Origin of the sequence: Pseudoduganella sp. R-43 (genome assembly GCF_049913255.1) — a bacterium.
Lineage (GTDB): Bacteria > Pseudomonadota > Gammaproteobacteria > Burkholderiales > Burkholderiaceae_D > Rugamonas.
The window spans coordinates 556,880-570,193 of sequence record NZ_CP183988.1 but is presented as its reverse complement, the minus strand read 5'-3'; the positions used below and the strand labels follow the sequence as shown (position 1 = coordinate 570,193).

Sequence of the window (13,314 nt, the reverse complement as noted above, 5' to 3'; positions counted from 1 at the left end):
GGACGACGACGTGGCCAACGAACAACAGCCAGGCAAGCAACTGAGCGCGAAAGGCGCTGCGCGCCGCCGCTTCACCCGCGCCGGTGCCGCAGCATCCGGCGTTCTGCTGACCCTGCACAGCCAGCCGGGCATGGCGGCGGTCGTGTGCGCCGGGCCATCGGGCTTCCAGTCCGGCCTGGTCAGCGCCCGCCCCAACGACCCCGGCGCCTGCGCCGGCAAGTCGCCAGGCGCGTGGAAAAACACCGACCCGGCACCGGGCGCCAGCAGCAATGGGAATGGCAACGGCGGAGGAAACGGCAACGGCCACGGCAGGAATCCGACGCCATCGCCGCTGCCGGACAAGGTCTGGCCGGCCGGCGCCTTGCCGACCGACCTGTTCCGGACTGTATTCACCTGCAACCTCGAAATGAGCAGCACCTACGGTTCGGACAATAGCACCCTGGACTATATCCTGGGCAACGGCCCCAACTTCGACACCTACAAGCTGGGCGCCCACCTTGTGGCAGCCTACCTGAACGTGCTGGCCGGCCTGTCCGGCTTCCAGACCGTGCCGATGCTGCAAAACATCTGGAACGAGCTGCGCGATACCGGTTATTTCACTCCGACTGCCGGCGTGCAATGGGACGCCAAGCAAGTGGTCGACTACCTGGCCGGTACGATGGGTTGATGCCGGTGCAATGGCAACTGGTGCCGGGCCAGTCCCTGCTGCACCGCAGCTGGGACGGCCAGGTGGTGCTCTACAACGAAGTGTCCGGCGCCACCCACCTGCTGGACCAGGCAACCCTCGACTTGCTGCAGGCATTGCGCGACGGCGAACTGGCGCCTGAAGACTGGGCCGACCCGGAACTGCAGCTGGCCCTGGCCGAACTGCGCAAACTCTACCTGGTGGAACCATGCTGAACGTGGCCTCGCTGGCGCCCGCTGACCTGCGGGCGCGCCTGGCCGGCGACGGCTTGCGCCTGCGCACCGGCCGCTTCAGCGTGCGCCTGCAAGCCGACATGCCCAGCGTGGCAGCCGGCATCGGCCATCTGTATGGCGACTACCCGCTGCTGCAGGACAGCGATTTCGCCGACTTCCACCTGCACCTGGTGCGCCCGCGTTCGGCGCGCCGCTGGCTGCGCCCGCAAGTACGGCTGCACTGCGACGGCTACGAAATGTTCCAGCCGATGCCCTTGCAACATGCCTTCCCCATGTTCGAATGGGGCCTGAACTGGTGCGTCTCGAGCCGCGCCCACCGCTACCTGATCGTGCATGCGGCCGTGCTCGAGCGCCAGGGCCGCGCCGTGATCCTGCCGGCGCCGCCCGGCTCGGGCAAGAGCACGCTGACCGCCGCCCTGTGCGGCAGGGGCGGCTGGCGCCTGCTGTCGGACGAACTGACCCTGCTCGATCCCGAGAGCGGCCTGCTGGTGCCCAATCCGCGCCCCATCAGCCTGAAGAATGCTTCGATCGACATCATCCGCGCCTATGTGCCGGACGCGGTGCTGAGCACACCCGTGCACGACACCACCAAGGGCACCGTGGCCCATATGCGCGCGCCGGGCGATGCCGTGCAGCGGGCCGGCGATTGCGCCCAGCCGGCCTGGATCGTGTTCCCCCATTACAGCGCCGGCGCCGCCACCACGCTGGAACCGCTGGCGCGCGCTGCCACCTTCATGGAACTGGCAGGCAACAGCTTCAACTACAGCGTGCTGGGCGCCGCCGGCTTCGCTGCGCTCGGCCGCCTGATCGAGCAGGCAGCCGGCTTCCGCTTCCGCTATAGTGCGCTGGATGAAGCCCTGGACACCTTTGCCCGCCTCCATGAAAGCTGAGTTGCCGCTCCTGCTGCGCGCCCTGCGCGCGCCGCAGCAGCTGGCCGGCCTGCCGCCGGCCGGCTGGGACCTGCTGCTGCGCCAGGCCGCCAATGCCAACCTCAGCGCCACCCTGCATGACTGGCTGGAGCGGCACGGCGTGCTGGCGCAAGCCTTGCCGCAGGCGCGCGAGCAGCTGGCGTGGGCGGCAGTCATGGCGCGGCGCCACCGCCAGGCCACCTATTGGGAAATCCGCCTGATCGGCAAGGCCCTGGCCGGGCTCGGCGTGCCGCTGCTGCTGCTCAAGGGCGGCGCCTATGCCGCAGCCGGTCTGCCGCCTGCCGCCGGCCGCCTGTTTTCCGACATCGACATCCTGGTGCCGGAAGACAGCCTGCCGCAGGTGGAAGCGGCCTTGATGCGCCACGGCTGGGTCGGCACCCACCATGACAGCTACGACCAGCGCTACTACCGCGAGTGGATGCACGAGCTGCCGCCGATGATGCATGTGCTGCGCCAGACCGCCATCGACGTGCACCACACCATCCTGCCGCGCACGGCCGCCCAGCGCCCAGATGCGCGCCTGCTGCGTGCCGCCGCGCGGCCGCTGGCGGGCGCTGCCGCGCCGCCGGGCTCGGCCATCCTGGCGCCGCTGGACATGGTGCTGCACAGCGCCACCCACCTGTTTGCCGACGGCGAGTTCGACAAGGGCTTGCGCGACCTGTGGGACCTGCACTGCCTGCTCACCCATTTCGGCGCCAGCGAGCCCGGCTTCTGGGCAGGGTTGCCGGCGCGCGCGCGCCAGCACCAGCTGCAGCGCTTCATGTTCTACGGCCTGCGCTACAGTGCCGCGCTGCTCGGCACCGAGGTGCCGCCGGCCACCCTGGCCGCCATCGCGCCCGCCGGCCCGCCGCGCGCACTGCTGGCCGTGATGGATGCGCTGTTCATGCGTGCGCTGCTGCCCCACCATCCGAGCTGCCGCGGCGCCGGCGGCGCGGTCGCCGACTTCCTCTTGTATGTGCGCGGCAACTGGCTGCGCATGCCGCCGCTGCGCCTGGCGCGCCACCTGTTCCATAAGGCACTTTTGACGCCCAAAAACTCGCAGGGTGCGGCCGCATAACGGCAGCAACTGCCAGCGCCGTCCCGCTACAATGGCTGGGACATCGCCTTGCACGGAGCCTGCATGCGACTCCCAGCCCTCGTGGCGGCCAGCCTGCTGGCCCACGCTGCCTGCGCGCAGAATGCCGCCACCCTGTACGAACAAGCGCAGCGCCTGGAACACGGCGAAGGGGTGGCGCGCGACCTGCACCAGGCCGCAGCGCTGTACTGCCGCGCCGCCCGGCTTGGCGCCCCCGATTCCCAGTATGCCCTGGGCTGGATGTATGCCAACGGACGCGGCGTGGCGCACGACGACGGCGCCGCCTGGCGCCTGTTCGGCCTGGCTGCCGAACAGGGCCATGCGGCCAGCGCACGCATGCAGGCGCTGCTGCCGGCGGCGCCGGGGGCCGCGCTGCCGGCCTGCATGGCGCCCGATCCCGCGCTCGAGCTCGACCTTGCCTTGCCGATTCCCGACTATGCGGCGGCGTCGCCGCAACTGCTGGCCCTGGTCGACAGGCTGGCGCCCGAATACGAGATCGAGCCGGCCCTGGCACTGGCCGTCATCGCCGTCGAATCCGGCTTCAACCGCAGCGCCGTTTCACCGCGCGACGCGCGCGGGCTGATGCAACTGATCCCCGCCACCGCTTCGCGCTTTTGCGTGCTCGACGCCTTCAACCCCGAGCAGAACCTGCGCGGCGGCCTGGCCTACCTGCGCTGGCTGCTGGCGCGCTACAGCGGCGACGTCGCGCTGGCCACGGCCGCCTACAATGCCGGCGAGCAGGCGGTCGACCAGTACGGCGGCGTGCCGCCGTACGACGAGACGCGCGCCTATGTGCGGCGGATCGGCCAGCTGTACGGCAAATCCAGCCATCCTTACGCGGCAGCGGCGCCGCAGCGCTGTACACACCAGATAGCAATTCGATCACGCCGATGATATCCTTGCCCGATGGAATGGGACGCGATCATCATCGGCACCGGCATGGGCGGCGCGCCACTTGGCTATGCGCTGGCGAAGGCCGGGCAACGCGTGTTATTCCTTGAAAAAGGCAAGTCCCATCTGCAGCCGGGCGCCCTGACCAACAGCTACGCCGAAACGCATTTCCCCACCCCAGCCGCGCCGGGCCCGCAGCACCGCGCCACCTTGCAGCGCGCCGGCCGCTACAGCGACACCATCCGCAGCAACGCCGGCCCGCGCACCCAGCATTTCGTCCCCTTCATCGGCAGCGGCACCGGCGGCTCCAGCGCGCTGTACGGCATGGTGCTGGAACGCTTCTTCCCCGCCGATTTCGCGCCGCGGGCACAGCACCCGGACGCAGCCGAGGCGGCATTGCCCGAGGCCTGGCCGATCGGCTACGAAGAACTGCTGCCGCATTACGCCGAGGCTGAGCGCCTGTTCCGCGTGCGCGGCACGCCCGACCCGCTGCGCACCGGCGGCAGCGGCGACTGGGCCGCCCACTTCCGGCAACCGCCACCGCTGACGCCGGCTTCCGGCGAGCTGTTCGAGTTCTTCCGCCAGCGCGCGCTGCATCCCTACCGCCTGCCGCTGGCCTGTGAATTCGTCGACGGCTGCGCTGCCTGCCAGGGTTACCTGTGCGACCGCCAGTGCAAGAACGACGCCAGCCGCGTCTGCCTGGAACCGGCCCTGGCGCAGCATGGTGCCACGCTGATGGATGAATGCGAAGTGCTGCAGCTGGAGGCCACGCGCAGCGCCGTCACCGGCGTGGTGTGCCAGCAGCGCGGCCAGCGCCTGACCTTGCGCGGCAAGCAGGTCTTCCTGGCGGCCGGCGCACTGGAGACGCCGCGCCTGCTGTTGCAGTCGAGCTCCCCGCACTGGCCGCAAGGCCTGGCCAACGATTCCGGCCTGGTGGGACGCCACCTGATGCGCCACCATATCGACCTGTACGTGATCAAGCCGCGCACGCCGGCCGGGTTCGACAACCGGCAAAAGGAATTCGGCTTCAACGACTTCTACCAGCGCGGCGGCCAAAAGCTCGGCTCGGTGCAATCGTTCGGCCGCCTGCCGCCGGTGCCGGTGCTGGCGGCGTCGATGGAAGACGACCTGCGGCAAGGCGCCCTGCCCTGGCTGGCGCCCCTGTTCAAGCTGGCGCAACCGGTGATCAAGCCCATCCTCAGGCAATTCGTGCACGAGCGCCTGGTGCTGGCCAGCACGCTGGAAGACTTGCCGTATGCCGACAACCGCGTCACGCCGGCCAGCGGCGATGCGCGCCTGGCGTTCGAATATCGCGTGCGCCCGCATGATGCGGCGCGCATCGAAACGATGCGCCGGCTGATGAAGGATGCGCTCAAGCCCTATGCCTTCGACCTGGTGAAGCAGGCCGACAACAACCAGCGCATCGCCCACGCCTGCGGCACCTGCCGCTTCGGCAGCGACCCGCGCAGCAGCGTCCTCGACGCCAGCAATCGCGCACACGGCCTAACCAACCTGTACGTGGTCGACGGCTCGTTCTTCCCGTCCAGCGGCGGGACCAATCCCAGCCTGACCATTGCCGCCAATGCCCTGCGCGTGGCACGCCAGCTGACAGGAAAAGGAATTTACGATGATCAAGCTTGAAGATTTGCGCGGCCACTGGGCGCTGGTGACAGGCGCCTCGGGCGGCATCGGCGCCGAATTCGCGCGCGAGCTGGCGCGCAACGGCGTCAACGTGGTGCTGGTCGGGCGGCGCGAAGAGCGCTTGCAGGAACTGGCCAGGCGCGCGGTGCAGGAACTGGGCGTAAAGGCTGAAGTGATACGCGTCGACCTTGCCAAGCCAGGCGCAGTGGCCCATGTGAAGGAACGGCTGGATGCGTTCGGCATCCGCATTCGCCTGCTATGCAATATCGCCGGCATCGGACGCTGGAACCGCCTCGAGCATTGGGAACTCGATGATTACCGCGACATGATCGAGGTCAACAACCGCGCCATGGTCGAGATGTGCTACCGCTTCCTGCCCGACCTGGCATCCTACCCGAGCAGCGCTGTGATCAATGTGTCCTCGCAGGCGAGCTACCAGCCGGTGCCCTACATGGCCGTGTATGCCGCCTCGAAAGCCTTCGTGCAAAGCTTCAGCCAGGCCCTGCATGGCGAATGGAAGGAGCGCGGCATCCTCGTGCAAACCCTCGTGCCGGGCCCGACCGACACCGAATTCGACGCCAAGGCCGGCGCCTACGCCAGCGCCCTGGTTGCGCGCGGCAGCACGGCCGAGGTGGTGCAGGCTTCGCTGGCCGGCCTGGCCAAGGGCGACCCGGTGGTGGCCTCGATCAAGGGCACCTACAAGCAACGCTTCTTTGCCGGCCTGTTCCCGCACAGCATGGTGATCCGCGAAGTCGCCAAGATGTTCAAGCCGCCGCAATAAATAAAAAGGGGACGTACCCCTTGAAAGGGTACGTCCCCATTGATTTCCTGCGGCAGCTCAGGCGCGGCGGCGCAGGCGAGCCAGGCCCAGCAGGCCAATGCCCATCAGCAGCATGGTGCCTGGTTCCGGCACACGGGTGAAGCGGTTCGAGCCGTCCACCTTGAACAGGATGTCGTTGCCGGCCACCAGGTCGGTCGCGAACGGGTCGCCGTTATTGCTCGAGCCATTGCGGTGGAAACCGGTGGTGGTCGAGGTGTCAGCCGGGTAGTTCAGGCTCGACTGGAAATCGATGCCGAACAGCAGGCTGGTGACGCCTTCCAGGTAGTTGGCGTCGATGAAGTCGCCGGGCGACAGCATGCCGGCGTGCAGGCGGGCGGAACCCTGGCCATTGTTAGGCGCCAGCAACTGGAACACGGACGAGTTAGTATCGATGGTCAGCAGGGCGATCATGATGCCGTCGTCGAAGCCCACGCCGGTGGCGGTGTTGGCGTTCTGGTTGGTGTCGAAATAGATCGCGACCTGGTTCTGGCCCGGGGCCAGGTTGAAGTTGGCGGTGGCGGTGCCGCCGGGGCCTGGCACCACGCTCGACACCACCTCGGTCATGCGGGCAGCGATGGTGATCTCGAACAGGCCGTCGGCCGAACCGTTCGCTTCACCGTCCAGCCTGCCGCCCAGGGATGGGCTGCCGGTGCCGCCGGCCTTGCCCACCAGGGTTGCCTGGTACAGGAAGTCGAACTTGGTGCCAACCGCCAGCGGCGCACCGAAGGGGCCGATGCCTTTGGCCAGGCCGCTGCCGGTTTCGGCCCAGTCCAGCGAATTGACATTGGTGGCCAGCACGTTGGTGCCGTCCTTGATGGTGAAGGGGGTGATCACGTCTGCCTGTGCAGCACCGGCAGCGAACAACAGGCCGGCTACAGTAGCGAGCGGGAGCAGTTTGCGGAAAATCTTCATTGATTGACTCCTGAGTTAAAAGGGGCTGTCTGACCTTTTGCTGCTATCTGGCCTTGCAGCGGGCACAAGCTCCTATGAGCAATAGTTGTGCCAACTTCCCGGTTTCCTTAGAAATCAATACCTTGGCTTGTTACCGTTAGTACCACGTTGATACTAACTTATGCCTTTGTAAGGATTTTCGACAGTAACTTGCTAAACGCTTCCGAAGAGCGATAGTTTCTGAATATGTCCATTAGTTGACGCGCCGCAAGGCCAGCCGCCGGCGTGGCCAGCAAGCCTTGCACCGCCTGCTGCAAGGCGGCGCCATCGAAGCGGTCGGCGCGCAGCAAGGCGCCGGCGCCGGCGGCAACGATGCCCTCCATGTTGAGGAACTGGTCGAGGTTGCCGGCGATGCCGACCACGGGCACCCCGGCCGCCAGCGCCTGGTGGCTGGTCGGGCTGCCGCCATTGCAGATCACCAGGGCGGCGCGGCGCGCGGCCTCCTCGCCGGGCAGGAAGTCGGCCACCCGGGCATTGGCCGGCACGGCATCGAGCTTGACCATGCCGACGGTGGCGGCCAGCACCGTCACCGGCAAGCCGGCCAGGGCCTGCAGCACGGCGGGCAGCAAGGCGCCGTGGCCCGAGCTGCCCACGGTCACGTAGACCAGCGGGCGATCGGTGGGCAACTGGTCCCACCAGTCCGGCACCGGCAGCGGCGGCGACCACAGCACGGGGCCGATGAAGGCGTGGCTGGCCGGCAGGTCGTGCGGCGGGAACAGCTGCGGCACGTCGGCATACAGGGTGTGGTCGGCGTCGGTGTAGACGCGGTTCAGGTCCCAGCCCAGCGAGGGCAGGCCATGCCGGCGCCGCACCCGGTTGAGGGGAATGGTGTGCAGGGCAAAGGCCAGCGGGCGCGCCAGCTTGAACAGGGCATTGGCCAGCGCGATCGGCAAGAAGCGCGTGAGCGGCAGGCTGGGCACGATGTAGCGCTGGTGCACATACGGGCTCCAGTAGGCATTGATCAGCGAAACATAGGGCACGCCGGCCAGGCGCGCGCTGACCGACAGCGACAGGCGGAAATCGCCCACCACGATATCGGGCTGGACCTGGCGCAGCAGTTGCAGGTCTTCTTCCACGTAGCCGTCCAAGGTGGCGGCATCATAGACCGGCTTGCCGTCCGCCAGGGCTTGCAGGAATTGCTGGTTCGAGATGCTGTGGATGGTCCAGCGCACCAGGTCCGCGCCCTCGAAGCAAAAGGCGTAGCGCTCGGCGCAGGCAAAGTGCACCTCGTACTGTTCGCGGTCGAGGCTGGCGGACAGGGCCAGCGGGCGGCCCACGTGTGCCAGGGTCACCGCTTCGGCCAGGAACAGGATTTTCTTGCGTGTCATTGCGCGGTACCGGCTTACTTCATCAATTCAGCCAGGGGCTTGCGCAGCGAGCGCGCCTTCGGCGCCTTGCCGGCGCCAAGCCGGCCCATGAACACGGCCGTTTCCGGCGCCGCGCCGATCACCCCGGTGAGCTGGCCATACAGCCGGCGCGCCGATTCCTGCAGCCTGTCCAGGCGCGTGAAGCGCAGGGCGTTGCGCACATAGCGGCCGAAGATCAGCGGCGTCATTTCCGGCTGCATGTGCAGGCCCAGCGCAGTGAGCGTCAGCCAGAAGCGCTGGGTAGCGCGGCCGGCGGCCACGTAGTCGTCGATGCCGGCCGGCGCGGCCTTGGCGCGAATCACGAAGTGGGCGGCGCAGGCGATGCCGGGCAGCAAGTCCATCTGCAGGCGCGGCGCCCAGGTGCCCATCAGGGTATTCATGGTGTTGACCCGTTCCCAGCTCACCATGGCCCATTTCATCAGGGCCAGGGTGCCGTTGTCGACACCGAGGGCCTGGTCCGGCACCTTGTCCGGGCTGTGCGTCTTGCCCCAGTCGATGATGCTGCGGTGCACCTCGTACGCCTCGGGCATGGTCAGGCGCAGCTTGGCGTTGTTGAACATCAGCCGCGCCGCCGCCCAGCGGCCGCCGAAGCCTTCGATCCACTGCACCTGGTGCGCCGGGCCGACCGCCGCTTCCAGCGCCTGCTTTTCCTGCGCCGTCAGCGGCCGCGTGCTGAGCGGGCGGCGCTGCACGCTGCGCGTGGTGATCACCGGCAGCAAGGCACTGGGCGCGATGGCGGGATCGGGCGTGAAGCGCACGTCGAATACGGGATGGGTGTCCGGGCTGCCGGCGCGGCGCACGGCATCGGCGCGCAGGCCGTGGGCGCTGGCGGCAATCGCCATGGTTTCCAGCATGGCGCCGACCGCGACCTGGCTGGGGTGGCCGTCCAGGTCGTACACCACATGGTCGCGCGTGTCGTGGCAATGCACCGCCACATGGTCCGGCGCCACGATTTCGAAGCGCCACACCTGCGTGTTGTCGCCGCTGGGCGCCCAGCGCGCCAGGTCGAGGATCTGTTCGATGGTAGTCATGATTGGGCCATTTTCGCAAAGGCGCGCTTGCCGATCATGATCGCCAGGCGCTGGATCGGATGCTTGTTGCCGCCGGGGCGCCAGGTGCGCACCAGCTTGTTGCGGTAGGCATCGAACTGCATGCCGTGCGGCGCGGCCAGCACGTCGCCGCGCCCGAGCAGGATCTTCAGCGCCTCGGTGGCGGCAATGCCGGCGCACAGCTGGCAGGCCATGATGGTCGAAGGCCCGCGCCGCTCGGCGAAATTGACGGCCGAGGGCACCACCAGGTAGGGCCGGTGCAGGCCGGCCGGCGCCAGCCCGACCACGAAGCGGATCGCCTTGTCGCCTTCCGGCAAGTCGCCCCAGCCGAAATACTCCTCGAACGTCATGCGGCCCGGCAGGAAGTTCAGCAGCGCCGCGCCCATGCCCAGCGGCGCGACCGTGGTGGCCGGGATGCCGCGCCGGGCGCACAGGGCAAAGGTCTGCTGGCGGATGTCGAAGGCGAAGAAGTCGAGGCTGTCGATGTAGATGTCGACGCCCTCGAAGAAGGCGTCCAGGTTGCCGGCATTGATCCCGTCCGGGAACATCCTGATCTCGAGTTCGGGGTTGACGTCGCGCGCCATGCGCGCCATCACCTCGATCTTCGGCAAGCCGCGGGTCGACTGCATGGCGCCGACCTGGCGGTTGAAATTGGGCAGGTCGAACTTGTCGAAGTCGGCAATGTGGAAGGCGCCCACGCCCAGGCGCACCAGGGTCATCAGGTGCACCCCGCCCACCCCGCCGGCGCCGGCAATGGCCACGCGCTTGCCGCGCAGGCTGGCCTGCTCGGCTTCGGTGACCCAGCCGATGTTGCGCGAGAAAGCCTTGCCGTAGATGAAGTCGTCGCTCATCGCGCTTAGCTGCCGTTCAAGCCCTTGAGCAGGGCGATCGCATCGTCGAGGTGGGGGAACGGGGTGCCGGCCGCCACCAGTTTTTCCAGTTCGGCCCTGGCGGCCTTCTTGTCGCCCGACTGGTTGAGCGCGACCGCCAGGTGGTAGCGCAGCATGGCATTGGACGGTTGCAGCGTGCTGGCCCGCTTCAGCAGCGGCAGCGCGCGGCCGGTGTCGCCCTTGCCGACCATCAGCCAGCCGGTAGTGTCGAGCACGGCCGGGCTGTCCGGCGCCGCCTTCAGCGCCTTCTCGGCCGTGGCCAGGGCGCGCGGGTCCTTCAGCTGGCTATAGGCCCAGGCCAGGTTGTTCAGGGCCACCGGGCTGTCCGGCGCGGCCTTGAGCACCAGCTCCAAGTCGGCAGCCGCGGCGGCATATTGCTGGCGCGACAGGGCCAGTTCGGCGGCGTACATGGCGGCCGCCAGGTCGCCCGGCTGCTCCTTGCGATGCTGCGCCAGGCGCGCGTCGGCGTCGCGCGGCAGGCCGGCCGCCAGCAGGGTGCGGTGCAGCGCCAGCATGACACGGCCATCCTTTTCAATCCCATAGGCCTTGTCGTACAGGGCCACGGCTTCCTTGTATTTTTGCTGGCGCGCCAGCAGGTCGCCCTCCAGCACATAGCCGGCCGGCTGCTGCCCTGCCTCCTTCTGCATCTGGCGCGCGATGGCCAGCACTTCGGCCGGGCGGTTCTGCTGCTGCGCGATTTCAGCCAGCGCCAGGCGCGCCGGGCGGTGTTGCGGATCGATGGCCAGCACTTTCTTCAAGTCGCCGCTGGCGGCCGTGGCATTTTTCAGCATCAGGTGGGCGGTGGCCATGCCGAACCAGGCGCGCGCCGATTTCGGCTCCAGCTGCACCATCTTGCCGAAGCTTTCCAGGGCGCCGCTGGCGTCCTGGTTGGCCAGTTGCACCTGGCCCAGCAATTCGGCCAGGTAGGCGCTGGCCGGATCTTCCACCTGCAGCTTGCGCGCCAGCGTGGTGGCCTTGGCGTTCTGGCCGGCCTGCAGGTAGGCGTGGGCCAGGCGGGTCCCCAGCTCGGTGGCCTTGGGCTTTTCCGCCACCGCTTTTTCCAGCCAGGCGAGCGCTTCTTCCTGCTTGCCCTGCTGGGTGGAAATGTCGGCCAGCGCCGTCATGGCGCCGACATTGTGCGGGTCGTGCTGCAGCACGGTCTGGAAACGCTGGCGGGCGGCTTCGGGCCGCTTGTCCTGCAAGTCGAGCTGGGCCAGGTTCATGTTGGCGGCCAGGTGCTTGGGCTGCAGCGCCACCGCTTGTTCAAAGGCGGCGCGCGCGGCCGGCGCATTCTTTTGCGCCAGGTAAATGCCGCCTTCCAGGTTGCGCACGATGGCGCTGTCCTTCTGGCTGGCCTGGTAAGCCTTGATCGCCGCCAGCGCCTTGTCGTAGCGGCGCAGGCTGATTTCAGTGTGGATCAGGTAGAGCGCGGCCTGCTCCGATTTGGGGTCGAGCTCGGTGGCCCGCTCGAGCTGCTCGACGGCCTTGGCATATTGCTGCTGGCCGAGCTGGGCCAGGCCGATCGACAGGTGCAGCGTGGCTTCGTTGGGCAATGCCTGCGCCGCCTGTTCGAAATACTGCTGGGCCGCGGCATAGTCCTTGTTGCGCAAGTGCGATTCGCCGGCCAGCACCAGCAACTGCGGGTCCCTGGCGCCGCTGCGCAACAGCGGCGCCAGCGCTGCGGCCGCCTCGGCCGGCTGGTGGGTGCCGAGCAGGGACTGGGCTAGCAGCTTGCGGGCGAACAGGTCTTCCGGGTACTTTTCCAGGTAGGCGTTCAGGTAGCCCTGGGCCGCGGTGGCATTGCCCAGCTTGAGTTCATTGGCGCCGGCCAGCAGCATGGTGCGCAGGTGGCCGGGCGCCGCTTTCAGCAGCTTGAGCAGATTGCCCTGCGCTTCCGTATACCTGCCCTGGTTATGGTCGAGCAAAGCCTGCAGGTACAGCGCATGCAGGGTATCGGGCCGCAGCTTGTTCAGTTCGGCGATATCGGCCTTGGCCGCGTCGAACTGCTTGAGGGCGATTTCGAAGTCGGTGCGCTCGACGCGGGCATTCAGATGGTCGGGCTGCACGCTGAGCGCCTGGCCCAGCGCCGCCAGCGCCGCGTCGTTCCTGCCCAGCTGGCGCAGCAGTGCCGCCTGGTAGCGCAGCACCGACAAGTCTTTCGGGTGGGCGCGCAGCGCCTGTTCGGCCAGCGCCAGGGCGGCGGCGCGATCGCCGGCCTGTTGCGCCAGGCGCGCCTGGCCCAGCAGGGCATCGGCCTGGCCGGGTTCGCCAGCCAGGGCTTGCGCATAGGCTTCGCGCGCCTTGGCGCCGTCGCCCAGGGCCAGCCAGGCATCGCCGCGCACGGCCAGCAGGGCCGGGCCGGCGCTGGCGGCATCGGCCTCGCTTACGGCCAGCGCTTCCTTGGCCTTGTCCTGCGCCAGCAGGGCACGCAGCAGTTGCGGCAAGGCCCGGGCCCGCTCGACCTTGAGGCTGAGCGCCTTGCGCACTTCCTTTTCGGCCAGGGCCGCTTCGCTGTTGTCGTTGTAGACGCGCGCCAGCAGGAGCCGGATTTCGCCATCTTGCGGGCTCTTGTCGGCGGCGTTCTTGAGCTGGATCAGCGCTGCCCTGCTGTCGCCCTTTTGCAAGAACTGCTGGGCTTGCGCCACCAGGGTGGCGCTGGTTTCGGACTTGAGGCAGCCGGACAGGCCGGCAGCCAGCATCAGGCTGCCGAAGATGGCGAGGGCGCGCTGCGCCCCCCGGTTCTCGCGACGTGGCATGGAAACCCCTGCAGGTGATCAGGATAT

12 protein-coding genes are annotated in these 13,314 nt (G+C 68.2%); 7 read left to right on the top strand and 5 right to left on the bottom strand.

The features are described 5' to 3' along the window. The first annotated feature begins 10 nt into the window (after positions 1-10). The 7 genes from ACN9M3_RS02685 (at position 11) to ACN9M3_RS02655 (ending at position 6,235) form a co-directional block, all read left to right on the top strand. The gene (locus tag ACN9M3_RS02685; RefSeq protein WP_426167309.1) at positions 11-667 is read left to right on the top strand and encodes a hypothetical protein; all 657 of its coding nucleotides are present in this window, start codon (positions 11-13) and stop codon (positions 665-667) included. Then, positions 667-900 (top strand): HPr-rel-A system PqqD family peptide chaperone, encoded by a 234-nt coding sequence (locus ACN9M3_RS02680; protein WP_426167307.1) that lies wholly within the window; start codon positions 667-669, stop codon positions 898-900. The genes ACN9M3_RS02685 and ACN9M3_RS02680 overlap by 1 nt, the downstream gene beginning before the upstream one ends. Next, the gene (locus ACN9M3_RS02675; protein ID WP_426320389.1) at positions 894-1,808 is read left to right on the top strand and encodes an HprK-related kinase A; all 915 of its coding nucleotides are present in this window, start codon (positions 894-896) and stop codon (positions 1,806-1,808) included. The genes ACN9M3_RS02680 and ACN9M3_RS02675 overlap by 7 nt, the downstream gene beginning before the upstream one ends. Beyond that, positions 1,798-2,904: a nucleotidyltransferase domain-containing protein gene (locus tag ACN9M3_RS02670; protein ID WP_426320387.1), complete on the top strand. Its 1,107-nt coding sequence runs from the start codon at positions 1,798-1,800 to the stop codon at positions 2,902-2,904. Before ACN9M3_RS02675 ends, ACN9M3_RS02670 begins: the two co-directional genes overlap by 11 nt. 63 nt (positions 2,905-2,967) lie before the next feature. Further along, positions 2,968-3,816 (top strand): lytic transglycosylase domain-containing protein, encoded by an 849-nt coding sequence (locus ACN9M3_RS02665; protein ID WP_426167301.1) that lies wholly within the window; start codon positions 2,968-2,970, stop codon positions 3,814-3,816. A gap of 12 nt (positions 3,817-3,828) precedes the next feature. Beyond that, positions 3,829-5,454 carry a GMC oxidoreductase gene (locus ACN9M3_RS02660; RefSeq protein ID WP_426167299.1) on the top strand — a complete coding sequence of 542 codons (1,626 nt, stop codon included), beginning with the start codon at positions 3,829-3,831 and terminating at the stop codon, positions 5,452-5,454. Then, positions 5,441-6,235, top strand: a complete 795-nt coding sequence (locus tag ACN9M3_RS02655; RefSeq protein ID WP_426167297.1) for an SDR family NAD(P)-dependent oxidoreductase — start codon at positions 5,441-5,443, stop codon at positions 6,233-6,235. The genes ACN9M3_RS02660 and ACN9M3_RS02655 overlap by 14 nt, the downstream gene beginning before the upstream one ends. Before the next feature lie 57 nt (positions 6,236-6,292). Here ACN9M3_RS02655 and pepA read toward each other — a convergent pair whose 3' ends face one another. From pepA to prsT, 5 genes are all read right to left on the bottom strand, one after another. Continuing rightward, a complete protein-coding gene (gene pepA, locus ACN9M3_RS02650) occupies positions 6,293-7,186 on the bottom strand; it encodes a flocculation-associated PEP-CTERM protein PepA (RefSeq protein WP_426167295.1) in 894 nt (297 codons plus the stop codon). A gap of 158 nt (positions 7,187-7,344) precedes the next feature. Then, positions 7,345-8,553: a glycosyltransferase gene (locus ACN9M3_RS02645; RefSeq protein ID WP_426167293.1), complete on the bottom strand. Its 1,209-nt coding sequence runs from the start codon at positions 8,551-8,553 to the stop codon at positions 7,345-7,347. Positions 8,554-8,567: 14 nt separating this feature from the next. Next, positions 8,568-9,623, bottom strand: a complete 1,056-nt coding sequence (locus ACN9M3_RS02640; RefSeq protein ID WP_426320383.1) for a molybdopterin biosynthesis protein MoeY — start codon at positions 9,621-9,623, stop codon at positions 8,568-8,570. Beyond that, positions 9,620-10,492 (bottom strand): ThiF family adenylyltransferase, encoded by an 873-nt coding sequence (locus ACN9M3_RS02635; protein WP_426320381.1) that lies wholly within the window; start codon positions 10,490-10,492, stop codon positions 9,620-9,622. The genes ACN9M3_RS02640 and ACN9M3_RS02635 overlap by 4 nt, the downstream gene beginning before the upstream one ends. 5 nt (positions 10,493-10,497) lie before the next feature. Further along, a complete protein-coding gene (gene prsT / locus ACN9M3_RS02630; RefSeq protein WP_426320379.1) occupies positions 10,498-13,287 on the bottom strand; it encodes an XrtA/PEP-CTERM system TPR-repeat protein PrsT in 2,790 nt (929 codons plus the stop codon). Positions 13,288-13,314: the final 27 nt, after the last annotated feature.